Raw genomic sequence first — 16522 nt, forward strand, 5'->3', positions numbered from 1 at the left:
CGGCCGTGAACGGCCCGGCAGACAGGGCTTGTTAGGCTCGGCGAGCCCACATCCGCTCGCTGGTCAGGGTGTCTTCCTCCTCGCCCGCGGCCTGTCCGGTGCCGCGGCGGCGCGGGGCCTCCTGGCGCCGTCGGCGGTTCGCCGGGCGCAGGGGGCACGGCCGCACGAGGTGCCGAGCGCTGCTGCCGGGTGACCGTGAAGTGGTGCCGAGGGGGCCGGACCGCCGTCAGCTCAGCGCCCCCAGTGGGTCGTCCAGTACCGGCTGCCAGGCCAGTTCGGCCGCGCCGACCAGGCTGTTGTGGTCCAGGGTGCAGGGGAGGATCGGCACTCCGCCGCTCTGGCCCCACAGGCTGCGGTCGGCGACGACCGCGCGGAGCCGGCCGGGGTCGGCGTCCAGCAGGGTGCGGTGGAGGCCGCCGAGGATGATGCGGTCGGGGTTGAGGATGTTGACCAGCCCGGCCAGGCCCAGGCCCAGGCGGTCGATCAGGGCCTCGGCGGCTCTGCGCACGGCCGGGTCGTCGTACTGGGTGCGCAGCAGGTCGTTGGCCTGCTGGAGCAGGGACACCTCGGGGCCCGGCTCGCGGCCGGCCTCGACCAGCAGGGCCAGCGGGTCCGCCTCGACGTCCAGACAGCCGCGGCTGCCGCAGTGGCAGGGCCGGCCCTCCGGGTTGACGGTGAGGTGCCCGACCTCCAGGGCGAGTCCCGAACTGCCGGTGTGCAGGCGGCCGTCCAGCACCAGGGCGCCGCCGACACCGCGGTGCCCGGTGGCCACGCACAGCAGGTCCCGGGCGCCCCGGCCCGCGCCGTGCCGGTGTTCGGCGAGCGCGGCGAGGTTGACGTCGTTGCCGGCGAAGGCGGGCCCGGTGATGCCCGCCGCGCGCACGCACTCCGCGAAGATCCGCCGGACCGGGGCACCGACGGGCCAGGCCAGGTGCAGCGGGTTGAGGGCGAGACCGTCGGGCTCGGCCACGGCGGACGGTACGGCGAGTCCGGCGCCGACGCAGCGGCGGCCGGTCGTGCGCAGCAGTTCCGCGCCCACCTCGACGACCGAGCCGAGCACCTTCGCCGGGTCCGCGTCGACGGTCTCGCAACCGGGCGCGGTCGCCACGATCCGCCCGCCGAGGCCGACCAGAGCGGCCCGGAAGCCGTCGGCGTGGACCTGCGCGGCGAGCGCCACCGGGCCGTCCCCGGCGACCTCCAGCCGGTGCGAGGGGCGGCCCTGCGAACCGGCCGCGGCGCCAGGCCGGGCGTCCACCCGGATCAGCCCGAGCGCCTCCAGCTCGGCGGCCACCGCCCCCGCAGTCGCCCGGGTGACCCCGAGTTCCGCGGTGAGCACGGCCCGGGTCGGTGCCCGCCCGGTGTGCACCAGCTCCAGCGCGGGTCCGAGCGCTCCGCGCCCTCGGTCCAGCCGCGCCCTCGAGGTGGTCCGCTCCCCCGCCGTCCGGGGATCCGCCTTGCCGCTCATGAGGGGGAGTCTCCCATGATCCGCAGGTGCGGCGGCCTACAGGCCGCTGACCCGAAGCGTGATGTTCAGACGTCCGGACAGGCCCAGCCCGGTCGGTGCGGTGCCGCCGTACACCCGCGGAACCCCGTGGTAGGCGAGCCTGGAGGGCCCGGCGAAGACGAACAGGTCGCCGCTGCGCAGCTCGACGTCCGTGTAGGGCTTGGCGCGCGTCTCGGTGTTCCCGAACCGGAAGACGCATGCGTCGCCCAGGCTCAGCGACACCACCGGCGCGTCCGCCCGCTCGTCGCTGTCGCGGTGCATGCCCATGCGGGCCTCGGCGTCGTAGAAGTTGATCAGCGCGATGTCGTACGCGTACGGCTCCTGCGGGCCCAGCGCGGTGACGGCGGCGCGGCGGCCCAGCTCGCCGAGCCAGGCCGGGAACGGCTTGACGGGGGCGCCGTCGCCGTCGACGGCCGTGCGGGCGTAGGCGTACGGGTACCAGTGCAGGCCGAGGCAGACCTGCCGGGCGGTCATCGTCCCGCCGCCCGGGGTGCGCACGGTGCGCAGTCCGGCCGGCGGCCGCGCCCACCGGCGGCAGGCGGCGAGCAGGTCGCGCTGCGCGTCGGCGTCCAGCCAGTCCGGGACGTGCACGGCGCCCGGCGCGACCTGGGCGCGCTCCCGGGGAAACAGCTCCGCGTCCACACGCTCCATCTTGCCGCAGGCCCGCCCCACCCGCCCTGAGCTGCGGCTCCGCTAGCCTGGAGGGCACGATGAGCGACCGAATGACGACACCGTGGGGCGAGGTCGACCTGTCCCGCTTCCCCGAGGATCCCCGCGACCGGCTGCGCGCCTGGGACGCCTCCGACGCGTACCTGCTGCGCCACCTGGCCGAGGAGGAGGTGCCGCTCACCGGTTCGGTCGTGGTGCTCGGGGACCGCTGGGGCGCGCTGGCCACGGCGCTCGCGCCGCACCGGCCGACCCAGATCACCGACTCCTTCCTGAGTCAGGAGGCGACCCGGGCGAATCTGGCGCGGGCTGGTGTCGAGCCCGGTGCCGTCCGTTTGCTGACCACCCAGGACCCGCCGCCGCAGCGGGTGGACGTGCTGCTGGTGCGGGTGCCGAAGAGCCTGGCGCTGCTGGAGGACCAGCTGCTGCGGCTGGCGCCCGCCGTGCGCGCCGGCACGGTGGTCGTCGGCACCGGGATGGTGAAGGAGATCCACACCTCCACACTGCAGCTGTTCGAGCGGATCCTCGGCCCGACCCGGACCTCGCTCGCACAGCAGAAGGCCCGGCTGATCTTCTGCACCCCGGACCCGGCACTGGAGCGGCCGGTGAACCCGTGGCCGTACAGCTATGCCCTCCCGGACGGCATCGGCGCGGTCTCCGGGCGACCCGTCGTCAACCACGCCGGCGTCTTCTGCGCCGACCGCCTCGACATCGGCACCCGCTTCTTCCTCGAGCACCTGCCCGGACCGGGCGCGCGCCGCGTGGTGGACCTGGGGTGCGGCAACGGCGTGGTCGGTACGGCGGTGGCGCTCGCCGATCCGTCGGCCGAGGTGCTCTTCGTGGACGAGTCCTTCCAGGCGGTGGCCTCGGCGGAGGCGACGTACAAGGCCAACGGGGTGCCGGGACACGCGGAGTTCCGGGTCGGCGACGGGCTGGCCGGGGTGGCGCCCGGCAGTGTGGACCTGGTCCTGAACAACCCGCCCTTCCACTCCCACCAGGCCACGACCGACGCGACGGCGTGGCGGATGTTCACGGGGGCGCGGCGCGCACTGCGGCCGGGGGGTGAGCTGTGGGTGATCGGGAACCGGCACCTGGGGTATCACGTGAAGCTGAGGCGGTTGTTCGGCAACAGTGAACTGGTCGCGTCCGACCCGAAGTTCGTGGTGCTGAAGGCGGTCAAGACGGGCTAGTGGCCCAGGCCCGAGGCCAGTTGGGCGGTGCCGTGGCCGGCGGCGAAGCCCCGCCGGCCTCGGCCCGCTGAGTTCGTCTGACGCCCCGTCCGCTCCGCCCGGCCGGCCGGTCGGGTTGGGCTCCGGGCAGCGCACCGCCGAAAGCGCCCTCGCCCCGGCGGGGCGGGCGCGCCGCCCCGGAGCCGGCCGGTCAGGTGCCGGCGCGGCCCAGGACGCCGATGATGCGCGCGACCTCCCGGGCCATAGCCTCCCTGCCCACGGCGAGGTACTTGCGGGAGTCGACGGCCTCCGGGTGGGCGGCGAGGAAGTCCCGGATGGCTGCCGTCATGGCCGCGTTGAGGGCGGTGCCGACGTTGACCTTGGCGATACCGCCCGCGACCGCCGCGACCAGTCCGTCGTCGGGCACGCCGGAGGAGCCGTGCAGGACCAGGGGCGTGGCCAGCGCGGCGGACAGGCGCTTCAGCAGGCCGTGGTCGAGGGTGGCGGTACGGGTCGTCATGGCGTGCACGCTGCCGATGGCCACGGCGAGGGCGTCGACCCCGGTGCGGGCGACGAAGTCGCGGGCCTGGTCGGGGTCGGTGCGGGCGCCGGGCGCGTGGGCGTCCAGCGGGAGCCTGCCGTCCTTGCCGCCGATCTGGCCCAACTCCGCCTCGATCCACAGCCCTTGGGCGTGCGCCCAGTCGGCGGCGGCCCGGGTGGCGGAGAGATTGTCGGCGTACGGCAGCCGGGCCGCGTCGTACATCACCGAGCTGAACCCGGCGTCGAGCGCCTGGCGCAGCAGGTGGTCGCTCTGGACGTGGTCCAGGTGCAACGCGACGGCGACGGCGGCGCGTTCGGCGGCGGCGACGGCGGCCCGGGCCAGCGGCAGCAGCCGCCCGTAGCGGAACTTGACGGCGTTCTCGCTGACCTGCAGCACGACGGGTGCGCCGGCCGACTCGGCGCCGGCGATGACGGCCTCGACGTGTTCCAGGGTGATGACGTTGAACGCGGCGACGGCGGATCTGGTTGCGGCGGCTGCGGTGACCAGCTCGCCGGTGGACGCGAGGGGCACGTGAGGTGTCCTTCCGGGCGCGGGCCGGGGCTCAGGGGGCGAGGATCACCGAGCGGGTGAGATGGCGCGGCTGGTCGGGGTCGAGGCCGCGGGTGGCGGCGACGGCGACCGCGAGCCGCTGGACGCGGACGAGTTCGGCGAGCGGATCGAGCCCGCCGGCGATCCACCGGCCGCCGGTGGCGCGGACCTGTTCGGCGAGCCCTTCGGGTGCCTCGCCGAGCATCCAGGTGGCCGTGCCCTCGGTGGTGACGCTGATCGGGCCGTGCCGGTACTCCATCGCCGGATAGGCCTCGGTCCAGGACAGCGAGGCCTCGCGCATCTTCAGCCCGGCCTCGCTCGCGAGCCCGACGGTCCAGCCGCGCCCGAGGAAGGTGAACTGGGTGCAGTCGACCAGCCCTTCGGGAAGAGGAGTGGACAGGGCCGTGCGCGCGTCGGCGACGACGGAGTCGGTGTGCAGGCCGAGGTGGGCGCGCAGGAGGGTGAGCGCGGTGGTGGCGAACCGGGTCTGGACGACGGAGCGTTCGTCGGCGAAGTCCAGCGCCACGAGGTCGTCGGCGACCGAGGTCACCGGGGTGTCCGGATCGCCGGTGACGGCCGTGGTCCGGGTCCTGCCCCGCAACTCGCCCAGTAGTGCCAGCACTTCGGTGGTGGTGCCGGAGCGGGTGAGGGCCACCACCCGGTCGTAGGCGCGTCCGTACGGGAACTCGGACGCCGCGAACGCGTCGGTCTCGCCCTGGCCGGAGCCCTCCCGCAGGGCGGCCACCGCCTGCGCCATGAAGTACGAGGTCCCGCACCCCACGATCGCGACCCGCTCCCCCGTCCCCGGCAGCGCGTCCCGGTACCGCTCCGCCTCCTCGGCCGCCCGTATCCAGCACTCCGGCTGGCTGTTCAGCTCGTCCTCGACATGGGTCATGACCCACACCCTCCCCTGGCTGATTGTTCCTGCAAGATATAGCGAGCTTTCGAGCACAATCAAGCATTCGAGCGTGGAGTCAGGTGCGTTAGGGTCACGGGACCACGGAGAACGGAGGCTGCGGATGTCCCGGGACGCCCGCTGGAAGGCGCTGCTGGAACTGCTGGTCGAGCGCGGCCGGCTGGAGGTGGAGGAGGCGGCGGCCGAGCTGGAGGTGTCGGCGGCGACGATCCGCCGGGACTTCGACCAGCTCGCCGAGCAGCAGATGCTGGTGCGCACCCGGGGCGGCGCGGTGGTGCACGGGGTGTCGTACGAACTCCCCCTGCGCTACAAGACGGCCCGCCGCGCCTCGGAGAAGCAGCGCATCGCCAAGGCCGTCGCCGAACTCGTCGCGCCGGGCGAGGCGGTGGGGCTGACCGGGGGCACGACCACCACGGAGGTGGCGCGTGCCCTGGCCGTACGCGGTGATCTGTCCAGCGGATCGCCCGCGCTGACCATCGTCACCAACGCGCTCAACATCGCCAACGAACTCGCGGTACGACCCCAGTTCAAGATCGTGGTGACGGGCGGGGTGGCGCGCCCGCAGTCCTACGAGCTCATCGGCCCGCTCGCGGACGGGGTGCTCGGTCAGATCACGCTCGACATCGCGGTGCTCGGTGTCGTCGCCTTCGACGTCACGCACGGCGCGGCGGCTCATGACGAGGCGGAGGCCGCGATCAACCGGCTGCTGTGCGAGCGCGCCGAGCGGGTGGTGGTCGCCGCGGACTCCAGCAAGCTGGGTCAGCGGGCGTTCGCCCGGATCTGCGGGGCGGAGCTGGTGGACACGCTCGTCACGGACACGGCGGTGGGGCAGGAGACGGTACACCGCTTCGAGGAGGCGGGCGTCCGGGTCGTCACGGTGTGACGACGACGGAGGCGGCTCGGGCGGGGAGCGGTCCGCCGGCACCGGCTGCCCGCCGCGCTGCGGGGCGCCGTTCGAGGCATGCGGCGGGCGCGGGTTCTGCGGTGTGGTCGGCCTTCACGGCCGCCGCGGCACGCCGCTCGGCCCATATGCCACCGCGCCACGCCGGCCCGTCTCAGATGCCGCCGAGGTCGGCCTTCACAAACCCCGCTCCGCGCTGGTCGTTGCAGCCCACCGCCGGCCGGTCGAGCGGGTCGGGCCCCGCCTGCTGGGCCTGGAGCGCCACGCTCACCAGGGTCAGCAGCAGGTCGACGTCGCTCGCCGCGTCCAGGCGCAGGGTCACCCACTGCGAACCTGGCACGATCCTGATCGCGCCCGAGTCCCTGAGGTCCTTGGCGAACCGACGGATCGCCCGGTCGGTCAGCCGCAGATCCACATCGCGGTCCGAGTGGAAGTGGGCGATCTCGCCCTGGGCCGAACTCACCGCCTGTCCCAGGCCGCAGCTCGGGACCGCCTGACTCAGGTCGGGCCAGGTCGCCAGTTGCGCGAGCGCGCGCGAGGCCAACGTCATGGGCCCATCATGGCCCGCTCACCCCTCGGCAACCAGCTCGTGAGCAAGCATTAACCGACCTGTATCCGGCTGCGGGACACGCCGGGGACGCCCTCGGAGCACACCGAACGAGGCGTCCGTCGCGCCGCGTTGACGCCGCCGTCGGCCCGGACGAGCACAAGTCGGTGCAGGTCAAGGCCACATCGGTCGATTCCTGGACACTCGGGATCTAGTCCCGGAGCGTCCGGGGCAGGCCGAAGCGCGGCAGAAGTCCGTTGTCGCCGAAGCGGGTGATGGCGCAGATCCGGTCGTCTCGCAGTGTGAGAACCACGAGCCCGTAGGCGTGTGCGACCGCACTGCCGGGCTCGCGCAGATAGCTGCCGAACGCGGGTTGGCCGTTCGCACGCGTGGGTACGAGGCGCAGCGCCCGGCCGCCCCACCAGGGCAGGGCGCGGTAGAACCGGGCGATCGGCGTGTGTCCCTGGTACTCCAGCGGCTCGGGCGGCATCGTCAGCCAGGCGTCCTCGGTGAGCAGCGCGACGAGCCCGTCGATGTCGGAGTTCTCCAGCGCGTTCACGAACCGTCCGACGAGCGCGCGTTCCCGTGCCGAGCGCGGCAGCGGCGCACGGTCCCGGTCCGGTGCGGGACGCCGGCCGTCCAGCGCCGCACGCGCGCGCTGCAGGGCGCTGTTCACCGACACACCACTGCTGTCGAGGAGTTCGGCCACCTCCGCGGCGCGGAAGCCGAGCACATCGCGCAGCACCAGGACCGCGCGCTGCCGTGGCGGCAGATGCCGCAGCCCCGCCGTGAACGACAGCCCCAGCGCCTCCCGCGTCTCGTAACGGGCCTCGGGGCCCGGCGCGGTGTCGGGCAGGTCCGCGAGCAGGGCGTCCGGGTAGGGCTCGTACCAGACGGCCTCCGAGCGGCGGGTGGGCTCGGGCACGTCCACCGGCGGGCCGGCCGGCTCGCGCGGCTGCGGCCGACGGCCCGCGTCGCGCAGGGCGTTCAGACAGCGGTTGGTAGCGATGCGGTACAGCCAGGCGCGTACGGAGGCCCGGCCCTGGAATCCGTCCAGCCCGCGCCAGGCGGCCAGCAGGGTCTCCTGCACCATGTCCTCCGCGTCCTGTACGGAGCCGAGGATCCGGTAGCAGTGCAGCTGGAGCTCGCGCCGGTGCGGCTCGGTGAGCGCCCGGAACGCCTCCGCGTCACCGGCCCGGGCACGCTCCAGGGTCGTCTCGGTCACCACGGCATCCCTCGCCTCGCCTCTTCCGCCGGTCCTCTCGGTAAGGACACCGTCCAGGCCGGAAAGTCATCGGTGACCTGACGTGAGTGCCCGTGTCTCAACAAGCGACCGACTTACGCAACGCACCGAGGGAGATCACCGTGACGAACATCGCGGGCAGCGCCGTTCTGATCACCGGCGGCAATCGCGGCATCGGCCGGGCACTGGTGGCGGAGGCCCTGGCCAGGGGCGCGGCACGGGTCTACGCCGGTACCCGCGGGCCACTGGACCACCCCGACGGACGGGTCACGCCGCTGCACCTGGAAATGACGGTCGCGGACCGGCTGCGCCGGGCCGCCGAGGAGGTCGGATCCCTCGACGTCGTGGTCAACAACGCCGGCATCGCCGTACCCGACGAGCTGGACGACCGTACCGCGCTCGAACGGCATCTCGCCGTCAACCTCTTCGGCACCTACGACGTGATCCGGGCCTTCCTGCCGCTGCTGCTCCGCTCCGAGGGGGCGATCGTCAACAACCTGTCACTGAACAGCCTCGCCGCGCTTCCGCTGCTCCCGGCCTACTCGGTGTCGAAGGCGGCCGCGTTCTCCCTGACGCAGTCGCTGCGCACCCTGCTGGCGGGTCGGGGCGTGCGGGTGCACGCGGTGCTGACCGGGCCCGTGGACACCGACATGACCCGCTCCCTCGACATCCCGAAGGCCTCCGCGGAGTCCGTGGCGCGGGCCGTCCTCGACGGTGTGGAGAAGGACGAGGAGGACATCTTCCCCGACCCGCTGTCGGCGTCCCTGGCCGAGGGCTGGCACGGCGGCGTGGTGAAGGCCCTGGAACGGCAGCTGGCCGGCCTGCCTGCGGCACGCCCCACCGGCTCCTGAGCCGTGGGGCCCGCGCCGGAGGGCGCCTGACGACGCCGCCCGGACACCGCACATCCGCATCCCCCTTCCATCGAGCATCAGGAGCATTCCCATGAACATCCACAAGGCCCTGGTCATCGGCGCCGCCGGCAGCGTCGGCCGCGCCACCGTCGACGCCCTCACCGCCGCCGGTGTCCGTGTCCTGGCCGCCGGTCACGAGCGGGACGCCACGGATCCCGCGCAGGTCACGGCACTCCTTGCAGAGGCCGACCCGGACCTCGTCATCGTCGCCGCGGGCACCCGGCCGCGCATGGCGCCGGTCGGGGAGCAGAGCTGGGAGTCGTTCTCGGCCCCGTGGCACGTCGACGTCAGGATCGCCTTCGAGGTAGGCCGCGCCGCCCTCGCACGGCCGTTGCGGCCGGGCTCGACCGTGGTGATCCTCTCCAGCGGCGCCGGGCTCGGCGGCTCACCGCTCTCGGGCGGCTACGCCGGTGCCAAGCGGACGCAGATGTTCCTGGCCGGCTACCTCCAGCGCGAAGCCGACGCCCGCGGACTCGGTGTCCGGTTCGTCGCCCTGGCCCCGGGCCAGTTGCTGACCGGAACCGCGATCGGCGAGGCCGCGGCCGCCGCGTACGGCGCGGAGACCGGCCAGTCGGCCGACGCCTATCTGAAGGAGCACTTCCCGGTGCCGCTCGATGCGGCCGGGGTCGCACGGGCCGTCGTCGCGATCGCCTCCGGCGAGGACCACGGCGGGCGGACGGTGCTGAAGGTCACGGGGAAGGGGATCGAGCCGGTGTGATCCGCGGGGTGCGGGGCGCATCCCCTACAGGTCGCGGGCGCCGAGCCGGATGGGCCGGCGCCCGCACCTGCGGCACGTCACGCAGCACACGAAGGGCGGTGTGCCAAGGCGGGCGGGGCACGGCACACCGCCGTCTCCTGCCCGCCACGCCCCACCGCCGGTGCGAGCGCGCTCCGGTCACGCCCCCTCGCACCCATCGATCCGCCGTAACCGCCCCGCCCCTCGGCATTTCGCTTGCCCCACTCCGGTGCCCCCACCTAGCCTGACTTTGTGCCGCAAATAAACAAACCCCGAATGCACAGCGTCGTGCCGGGTGGCAGCCGCGATCTCTCCCGGCTCCGCGTCGCGCTCACCGCCTTCTTCGCCCTCGACGGCTTCGTCTTCGCGGGCTGGGTGGTCCGTATCCCCGCGATCAAGCAGCAGACCGATTCCTCCGCCAGCGCCCTGGGGCTCGCCCTGCTCTGCGTCTCCGCCGGTGCCGTCGTCACCATGACCCTGACCGGGCGGCTGTGCCGCCGCTACGGCAGCCATCCGGTCACCGTGGTCTGCGCCGTCCTGCTCTGCCTCAGCGTCAGCCTGCCCCCGCTGACCCACTCCGCGCCCGCCCTCGGCGCCGTCCTCCTCGTCTTCGGTGCCGCCTACGGCGGTATCAACGTCGCCTTCAACAGCGCCGCCGTCGACCTGGTGGCCGCGCTGCGGCGGCCGATCATGCCGTCGTTCCACGCGGCGTTCAGCCTCGGCGGCATGATCGGCGCCGGGCTCGGCGGACTGGTCGCCGGTGCGCTCTCCCCCACGCGGCATCTGTTCGGCCTGACCCTGATCGGGCTGCTCGTCACGGCCGTCGCCGGGCGCACCCTGCTGCGGCAGGAACCGCCCGCCCCGGCGGACCGCACCCTCTCCTCGCCTCCGGAACCGCACCGGTCCGCCCCGCGGCGGACCGGTGGCCGCGGGCTGGTCGTCGTCTTCGGGTTGATCGCGCTGTGCACCGCCTACGGCGAGGGCGCCATGGCCGACTGGGGCGCGCTCCACCTCCAGCAGGACCTGGCGGCGTCGTCCGGCGTGGCGGCGGCCGGGTACTCGTGTTTCGCGCTGGCCATGACCGTGGGCCGGGCGACCGGCACGACCCTGCTGGAGCGCCTCGGCCGGGCCCGCACGGTGATCGCCGGCGGCACCGTCGCGGCGGTGGGCATGCTGCTCGGCTCCCTCGCGCCGTCCGTGTGGGCCGCCCTGATCGGCTTCGCCGTCACCGGACTCGGCCTCGCCAACCTCTTCCCGGTCGCCGTGGAGCGGGCCGGCGCGCTGACCGGTCCGTCCGGCGTGGCCGTCGCCTCGACCTTCGGCTACGGCGGCATGCTGCTCGGGCCGCCCGCCATCGGGTTCATGGCCGACTGGTTCTCCCTGCCGGCCGCGCTCACCAGCGTCGCGGCACTGGCCACCGTCGCCACGGCCATCGGCGTGTCCACGCGGCGGACGCTGGGCGCGTGAACCGACAGCACCTGGCCGGCCCCTGGGCACATCGAGCACACTCGGCCGGCCGGCTCACCGCAAGCGGCCCGGTCGGCGCCGCGTCAACACGCGCACGGCCGCCTTCCCGCCGGACCACTGGACCGGCACACCAGGAAAGCCGGCGGCAACGCCCTCACCAGCCGGGCGACGCCGCGCCGCACCTCCCCCTCAGCTCCGCCCGGCGACCCCGCTCAGCACGGCACCGGCCGCACACGCCTCCACCGGACGAACTCCCCGGACCGGCGTACGAGCCCGGTCAGCCCCGCGTCACGACCACCTGGTCGGCCTCGCGCCGCCCGCTTCCGGTCGGAATCCGTACCGGTCGGAATCCGTACCGGCCCGATCAACTCCACACGCCGAACGCCCGGTCGGCCACCGCGCCGAAGGCCCAGCGGGTCCCCCACCGACCGTTACCGACCCGGCAAGCACCCCCATCCGGCACACTCACCCCATGGACACTGCCGACTTCCTTCAGACCCTGGACCGGGAGGGCCGGTTGCTCGCGGCGGCCGCCGCCGCGGCGGGTACCGATGCCAAGGTGCCGACCTGCCCGCAGTGGCAGGTGCGCGACCTGCTGCGGCACATCGGCGCGGTGCACGAGTGGGCCGCGGCCGTCGTCGCCGACGGACAGCCGGATCCGCGGCCCTTCGGTGACCTGCCGGACCTGGACGGCGACGAACTGGTGGACTGGTACCGGGACAGTCACCGCCTGCTGGTCGACACCCTGACCGCCGCGCCCGCCGACCTGGAGTGCTGGACCTTCCATCCGGCGCCCAACCCCTCGGCGCTGGCCTTCTGGACCCGCCGGCAGGCGCACGAGACGGCCGTCCACCGGTACGACGCGGAGGCCGCGCGCGGCGGTACGGCATCGCCGATCGCGGCGGACTTCGCGGTGGACGGCATCGACGAACTGCTGCGCGGTTTCCACGCCCGCCCCAGGAGCCGCGTGCGCACACCGGAGCCGCGCGTGCTGCGGGTACGCGCGCTGGACGCGGAGCCGGAGGCGGTGTGGACCGTACGGCTCACAGCCGAACCGCCGGTGACCGTCCGGGACGCGGCGGGCGAGGCCGATGCCGAACTGTCGGGTCCCGCCGACAAGTTGTATCTCGCCCTGTGGAATCGGGAGCCCGTGCCGAGCGTGTCCGGTGATCGCTCCCTCGCCGTCCTCTGGCGGGAGAAGAGCGGAATCTGACGCCCGGTCAGTCCCCCTCGCCGAGCATCCGGGTCAGCACCGCGCGCTGCACCGGCCGCACCTCGCCGTGCAGCGCGCGCCCCTTCGCCGTGAGCACCACGCGCACCCCGCGCCGGTCCTCGGCGCACATCGCGCGCTCGACCAGGCCGTCCTTCTCCAGACGCCCGATCAGCCGGGACAGCGCACTCTGGCTGAGATGGACGCGCTCGGAGATCTCCTGCACGCGGTAGGCGCAGCCGCCGTCCGCCGCCGCGCCCTCGGCCAGCAGGTCGAGGACCTCGAAGTCGCTCGCGCACAGGCCATGTCCGTGCAGGGCCCGGTCCAGCTCGCACTGGGTGCGGGCATGCAGCCCCAGAATGCCCCGCCACTGCTCCACGAGCGCCTGCTCGGCCCTGTTCGACGCCATGGGCGCACCGTAGCAGAGGACCGAGATTATTGCATCGGAATTAAATGCATTTGCATTCGATGCATGCGCATGTAGTGTCTTCGGTATGACCTCACCGCTCACCCCCTCCGCGGCCCCGTCGCCGGCGGTTCGCTGGACTCCCCGACTGTGGGGCACCCTGCTGGTGCTCTGCGCGGCGATGTTCCTGGACGCGCTGGACGTGTCGATGGTCGGCGTCGCGCTGCCGTCCATCGGCTCCGACCTCCACCTGTCCACGTCGACGCTGCAATGGATCGTCAGCGGCTACATCCTGGGCTACGGCGGCCTGCTCCTGCTCGGCGGCCGCACGGCCGACCTGCTCGGCCGGCGTCAGGTGTTCCTCGTCGCCCTCGGCGTCTTCGCGCTCGCCTCGCTGCTCGGCGGGCTCGTGGACTCGGGTCCGCTGCTGATCGCCAGCCGTTTCATCAAGGGCCTGAGCGCGGCCTTCACGGCTCCGGCCGGCCTGTCGATCATCACCACGACGTTCCCGGAGGGCCCGCTGCGCAACCGCGCCCTCTCCATCTACACCACCTGCGCCGCCACCGGCTTCTCCATGGGCCTGGTCCTCTCGGGCCTGCTCACCGAGGCCAGCTGGCGCTTCACCATGCTGCTGCCCGCACCGATCGCCCTCCTCGCGCTCCTCGCCGGCCTGCGGCTGCTGCCGCGCAGCGCCCGCGAGGAGAACCACGACGGCTACGACATCCCCGGCGCCGTCCTCGGCACCGCGGCGATGCTGCTGCTGGTCTTCACCGTCGTCCAGGCGCCCGAGGCCGGCTGGGCCTCGGCCCGGACGCTGCTGTCCTTCCTCGCGGTCGCCGTGCTGCTGACCGTCTTCGTCCTGGTCGAGCGGCGTTCGCCGAGCCCGCTGATCCGGCTGGGCGTGCTGCGCTCGGGCAGCCAGGTCCGCGCCCAGCTCGGCGCGATCGCCTTCTTCGGCAGTTACGTCGGCTTCCAGTTCCTGACCACGCTGTACATGCAGTCCCTGCTCGGCTGGTCCGCGCTGCACACGGCGCTCGCGTTCCTGCCGGCGGGCGCCCTGGTGGCGGTGTCCTCCACGAAGGTCGGCGCGATCGTCGACCGGTTCGGCACCCCGCGCCTGATCGCGACCGGCTTCGCCTTCATGGTCCTCGGCTACGCGCTGTTCCTGCGCGTCGACCTCGACCCGGTGTACGCGGCCGTGATCCTGCCGTCCATGCTGCTGATCGGCGCGGCCTGCGCGCTGGTCTTCCCGTCGCTCAACATCCAGGCCACCAACGGGGTCGAGGACCACGAGCAGGGCATGGTCTCCGGCCTGCTGAACACCTCGGTGCAGGTGGGCGGCGCGATCTTCCTGGCGGTGGTCACCGCAGTGGTGACCGCGGGCGCCCCCGCGCACGCCACCCCGCAGGCCGTCCTCGACAGCTACCGGCCCGGCTTCACGGTCGTCACGGGGATCGCGGCGGCCGGCCTGCTGATCACCCTCACCGGTCTGCGCAGCCGTCGTACGCAGCCGTCCCTCGTGGTCGCCAGGTCCACCGTGGAGGAGGCGGAAGCGGAGCGCGTGCCGGTCCGCGACTAGGGGGAAGCCTCCAACCGGGCGCCCGGCAGGGCCGATTGCCCTGCCGGGCGCCCGTCTGTGAAGCTGGGGGAACGTACGTACACGGGGGACGCCGCAAGGCCCAACAGGATTCGGCGAGGTCCCTGCTGCGGCTCGGCACGGCGGTCGCACCGGTGGTGTTCGTCGCCCGCGTGGTGAGCGTGCTGGTGCGCTTCCGGCGGGCGGTTCAGCCCAGCCAGCCGGGCCGTACCAGACCCGACTCGTAGGCCAGCACCACCAGTTGCGCTCGGTCCCGGGCGCCCAGCTTCACCATCGTGCGGCTCACATGGGTCTTGGCGGTGAGCGGGCTGACCACCAGCCGGCGGGCGATCTCCTCGTTGGACAGGCCGATCCCGACCAGCGCCATCACCTCCCGTTCCCGCTCGGTGAGCCGGGCGAGGGCGTCCGCCGCCGCGGGTTCCTTGGAGCGGGCCGCGAACTCCGCGATCAACCGGCGGGTGACGCCCGGCGACAGCAGCGCGTCACCCTGCACCACCGCCCGTACCGCGCGCAGGAGTTCCTCCGGTTCGGTGTCCTTCACCAGGAAGCCCGAGGCGCCGGAGCGGATGGCCTCGAAGACGTACTCGTCCAGCTCGAAGGTGGTGAGCATGACCACCTTCACGTCCCTCAGTTCCGCGTCGGCGGTGATCCGCCGGGTCGCGGCGAGACCGTCGAGCAGGGGCATGCGGATGTCCATCAGGACGACGTCCGGCCGCAGTTCGCGCACCAGCCGCAGCACCTCCTCGCCGTCGGCCGCCTCGCCGGCCACCGCGATGTCCGGCTGGGCGTCGAGCAACGCCCTGAAACCGGCCCGCACGAGCGACTGGTCGTCGGCGAGCAGTACCCGGATCACTGGTCCTCCCTGGGGTGCGACGGCAGTACGGCGAGCACCCGGAAGCCGCCGTCGGGGCGCGGGCCCGCATCGATGGTGCCACCGAGCGCGGCGGCCCGTTCCCGCATACCGGCCAGCCCGTTGCCGCTGCCCCCGGCGTCGGCGCCGGTGGCCGGCCCGTCGTCGTCGATGCGCAGCCGCAGCGCCTCGCCGTCATGGGCGAACCGCACGCGCGCGTGCCGCGATCCGGAGTGCCGTACGACGTTGGTCAGGGCCTCCTGCACGATACGGAAGGCGGCGAGGTCGGCGCCGGGCGGCAGCCGCGGCGGCTCGCCCTCGATCTCCACGGTGAGTCCGGCCGAGGCCGCCTGTTCCACCAGCTCCGGCAGCCGGTCCAGGCCGGGGGCGGGGGCGCGCGGCGCGGCGCCGGGCGCGCGCAGGGTGTCGAGGACCTGACGCACCTCGCCGAGCGCCTCCTTGCTGGCGGCCTTGATGGTGGTGAGCGCGGCCCGCGCCTGCTCGGGGTCGCTGTCGAGCAGCGCGAGCCCCATCCCGGCCTGGACGTTGATGACGGAGATGCTGTGCGCGAGGACGTCGTGCAACTCGCGGGCGATCCGCAGCCGTTCCTCGTCGGCGCGGCGCCGTGCGGCCGCCGCCCGGTCGGCGCGCTCCCGCGCCCACTGCTCGCGCCGCACCCGGACCAGCTCGGCCAGGGCGACGACGGCCAGCACCCAGGCGCCGATACCGATCTCCTGATAAACACTCCCGGCCTGGTCGCCCGCGGGCGGGAGCCACCGGTAGAGCCACAGGGCGATCAGGGCGTGCCCGGCCCACAGCAGGCCCACGGCTCCCCAGGCCGCCCGCCGGTGCCCGGCGACGACCGCGCTGAAGCAGCCGACGGCGACGATCAGGAAGACCGGTCCGTAGGGATAGCCCGCGGCCAGGTAGACGAGGGTCGCCACCGCGGTGCCGTAGGCCACGGCCACCGGGTGCCGGTGCCGCCACAGCAGCAGGACCGAGGCGACGAACAGCAGCAGGCGCGCGGAGGCGTTCAGGGGCACACGGTGGGCCTGGCCGTGGGCCGCGAAGTGGGTGCCGATGAGGACGAACGCGGTGAGCAGCGCGGTGCTGCGCCAGGGCCAGTGCGCCCGGTTCGGCTCCGACTCGTCCGGGGCGCTCCGCCACGGCGGCCCGTGCCGCCACCACTGCCCCGGCGCGCGCTGGTCTTCCATGCAGGCCACGGTAGACGCCGCCGGGCGGCAGGGACGTCAGCCGGACGGGGTGATCACGCGTACTCCCGGGGAAGTACGACGACCACCGCGGGCTC

The 16522-nt window shown here is 73.8% G+C and carries 16 protein-coding genes and 1 pseudogene; 8 read left to right on the plus strand and 9 right to left on the minus strand.

The window, feature by feature from the left end; all coding sequences use genetic code 11:
- Positions 1 to 226: 226 nt before the first annotated feature.
- Both ACQPXS_RS08895 and ACQPXS_RS08900 read right to left on the minus strand, forming a co-directional pair.
- On the minus strand, positions 227 to 1465 hold the full coding sequence (locus tag ACQPXS_RS08895; RefSeq protein WP_433448601.1) for an ROK family protein: 1239 nt from the start codon (positions 1463 to 1465) through the stop codon (positions 227 to 229).
- 36 nt (positions 1466 to 1501) lie between these two features.
- Positions 1502 to 2146, minus strand: a complete 645-nt coding sequence (locus ACQPXS_RS08900; protein WP_433448603.1) for an alpha-ketoglutarate-dependent dioxygenase AlkB family protein — start codon at positions 2144 to 2146, stop codon at positions 1502 to 1504.
- Between the two features lie 80 nt (positions 2147 to 2226).
- On the opposite strand from ACQPXS_RS08900, the gene ACQPXS_RS08905 reads away from it, so the two are divergent.
- Entirely contained in the window at positions 2227 to 3360 is a 1134-nt protein-coding gene (locus ACQPXS_RS08905) for a methyltransferase (RefSeq protein ID WP_433455768.1), read from the plus strand.
- A 190-nt stretch (positions 3361 to 3550) separates the two neighbouring features.
- On the opposite strand, the gene ACQPXS_RS08910 is transcribed toward ACQPXS_RS08905, so the two are convergent.
- Positions 3551 to 4411, minus strand: a complete 861-nt coding sequence (locus tag ACQPXS_RS08910) for a ketose-bisphosphate aldolase (protein ID WP_399179689.1) — start codon at positions 4409 to 4411, stop codon at positions 3551 to 3553.
- A gap of 31 nt (positions 4412 to 4442) precedes the next feature.
- On the minus strand, positions 4443 to 5324 hold the full coding sequence (locus ACQPXS_RS08915; RefSeq protein WP_433448605.1) for an SIS domain-containing protein: 882 nt from the start codon (positions 5322 to 5324) through the stop codon (positions 4443 to 4445).
- A gap of 124 nt (positions 5325 to 5448) precedes the next feature.
- Between ACQPXS_RS08915 and ACQPXS_RS08920 the strand changes: the two genes are divergently transcribed.
- Positions 5449 to 6228 (plus strand): DeoR/GlpR family DNA-binding transcription regulator, encoded by a 780-nt coding sequence (locus tag ACQPXS_RS08920; protein WP_433448607.1) that lies wholly within the window; start codon positions 5449 to 5451, stop codon positions 6226 to 6228.
- Positions 6229 to 6400: 172 nt separating this feature from the next.
- On the opposite strand, the gene ACQPXS_RS08925 is transcribed toward ACQPXS_RS08920, so the two are convergent.
- On the minus strand, positions 6401 to 6796 hold the full coding sequence (locus ACQPXS_RS08925; protein WP_433448609.1) for a luciferase family protein: 396 nt from the start codon (positions 6794 to 6796) through the stop codon (positions 6401 to 6403).
- A gap of 208 nt (positions 6797 to 7004) precedes the next feature.
- Positions 7005 to 8018, minus strand: coding sequence for a sigma-70 family RNA polymerase sigma factor (locus ACQPXS_RS08930; RefSeq protein ID WP_433448611.1), 1014 nt, complete (start codon positions 8016 to 8018; stop codon positions 7005 to 7007).
- Between the two features lie 140 nt (positions 8019 to 8158).
- Here ACQPXS_RS08930 and ACQPXS_RS08935 point away from each other — a divergent pair, with 140 nt between their 5' ends.
- From ACQPXS_RS08935 to ACQPXS_RS08950, 4 genes are all read left to right on the plus strand, one after another.
- Positions 8159 to 8887 (plus strand): SDR family NAD(P)-dependent oxidoreductase, encoded by a 729-nt coding sequence (locus ACQPXS_RS08935; protein ID WP_433448613.1) that lies wholly within the window; start codon positions 8159 to 8161, stop codon positions 8885 to 8887.
- A gap of 91 nt (positions 8888 to 8978) precedes the next feature.
- On the plus strand, positions 8979 to 9665 hold the full coding sequence (locus ACQPXS_RS08940; RefSeq protein WP_433448615.1) for an SDR family oxidoreductase: 687 nt from the start codon (positions 8979 to 8981) through the stop codon (positions 9663 to 9665).
- A gap of 294 nt (positions 9666 to 9959) precedes the next feature.
- Positions 9960 to 11150: an MFS transporter gene (locus ACQPXS_RS08945; RefSeq protein WP_433448617.1), complete on the plus strand. Its 1191-nt coding sequence runs from the start codon at positions 9960 to 9962 to the stop codon at positions 11148 to 11150.
- Positions 11151 to 11622: 472 nt separating this feature from the next.
- The gene (locus ACQPXS_RS08950) at positions 11623 to 12363 is read left to right on the plus strand and encodes a maleylpyruvate isomerase family mycothiol-dependent enzyme (RefSeq protein ID WP_433448619.1); all 741 of its coding nucleotides are present in this window, start codon (positions 11623 to 11625) and stop codon (positions 12361 to 12363) included.
- Positions 12364 to 12370: 7 nt separating this feature from the next.
- Here ACQPXS_RS08950 and ACQPXS_RS08955 read toward each other — a convergent pair whose 3' ends face one another.
- Positions 12371 to 12769 (minus strand): MarR family winged helix-turn-helix transcriptional regulator, encoded by a 399-nt coding sequence (locus ACQPXS_RS08955; RefSeq protein WP_399179706.1) that lies wholly within the window; start codon positions 12767 to 12769, stop codon positions 12371 to 12373.
- Between the two features lie 85 nt (positions 12770 to 12854).
- On the opposite strand from ACQPXS_RS08955, the gene ACQPXS_RS08960 reads away from it, so the two are divergent.
- Complete coding sequence (locus ACQPXS_RS08960) at positions 12855 to 14345, plus strand: MFS transporter (protein ID WP_390684722.1); 1491 nt, start codon at positions 12855 to 12857, stop codon at positions 14343 to 14345.
- Between the two features lie 122 nt (positions 14346 to 14467).
- A pseudogene (locus ACQPXS_RS08965) lies at positions 14468 to 14590 on the plus strand (DUF6332 family protein); the annotation flags it as partial.
- Here the strand turns inward: ACQPXS_RS08965 and ACQPXS_RS08970 are convergent.
- Positions 14551 to 15216: a response regulator gene (locus tag ACQPXS_RS08970; protein ID WP_433448622.1), complete on the minus strand. Its 666-nt coding sequence runs from the start codon at positions 15214 to 15216 to the stop codon at positions 14551 to 14553. The pseudogene ACQPXS_RS08965 and the gene ACQPXS_RS08970 sit on opposite strands and share 40 nt — an antisense overlap.
- Complete coding sequence (locus tag ACQPXS_RS08975; protein WP_433448623.1) at positions 15213 to 16427, minus strand: sensor histidine kinase; 1215 nt, start codon at positions 16425 to 16427, stop codon at positions 15213 to 15215. Before ACQPXS_RS08975 ends, ACQPXS_RS08970 begins: the two co-directional genes overlap by 4 nt.
- Positions 16428 to 16522: the final 95 nt, after the last annotated feature.

Source organism: Streptomyces sp. CA-142005 (genome assembly GCF_050942335.1).
Lineage (GTDB): Bacteria > Actinomycetota > Actinomycetes > Streptomycetales > Streptomycetaceae > Streptomyces.

What these genes read in the sequence shown, in the direction of transcription:
- ACQPXS_RS08895 (WP_433448601.1), bottom strand. Translation starts at nt 1,465, where the DNA reads ATGAGCGGCAAGGCGGATCCCCGGACGGCGGGGGAGCGGACCACCTCG.
- ACQPXS_RS08950 (WP_433448619.1), top strand. Translation starts at nt 11,623, where the DNA reads ATGGACACTGCCGACTTCCTTCAGACCCTGGACCGGGAGGGCCGGTTG.
- ACQPXS_RS08925 (WP_433448609.1), bottom strand. Translation starts at nt 6,796, where the DNA reads ATGACGTTGGCCTCGCGCGCGCTCGCGCAACTGGCGACCTGGCCCGAC.
- ACQPXS_RS08940 (WP_433448615.1), top strand. Translation starts at nt 8,979, where the DNA reads ATGAACATCCACAAGGCCCTGGTCATCGGCGCCGCCGGCAGCGTCGGC.
- ACQPXS_RS08905 (WP_433455768.1), top strand. Translation starts at nt 2,227, where the DNA reads ATGACGACACCGTGGGGCGAGGTCGACCTGTCCCGCTTCCCCGAGGAT.
- ACQPXS_RS08945 (WP_433448617.1), top strand. Translation starts at nt 9,960, where the DNA reads ATGCACAGCGTCGTGCCGGGTGGCAGCCGCGATCTCTCCCGGCTCCGC.
- ACQPXS_RS08975 (WP_433448623.1), bottom strand. Translation starts at nt 16,427, where the DNA reads ATGGAAGACCAGCGCGCGCCGGGGCAGTGGTGGCGGCACGGGCCGCCG.
- ACQPXS_RS08960 (WP_390684722.1), top strand. Translation starts at nt 12,855, where the DNA reads ATGACCTCACCGCTCACCCCCTCCGCGGCCCCGTCGCCGGCGGTTCGC.
- ACQPXS_RS08955 (WP_399179706.1), bottom strand. Translation starts at nt 12,769, where the DNA reads ATGGCGTCGAACAGGGCCGAGCAGGCGCTCGTGGAGCAGTGGCGGGGC.
- ACQPXS_RS08920 (WP_433448607.1), top strand. Translation starts at nt 5,449, where the DNA reads ATGTCCCGGGACGCCCGCTGGAAGGCGCTGCTGGAACTGCTGGTCGAG.
- ACQPXS_RS08915 (WP_433448605.1), bottom strand. Translation starts at nt 5,324, where the DNA reads ATGACCCATGTCGAGGACGAGCTGAACAGCCAGCCGGAGTGCTGGATA.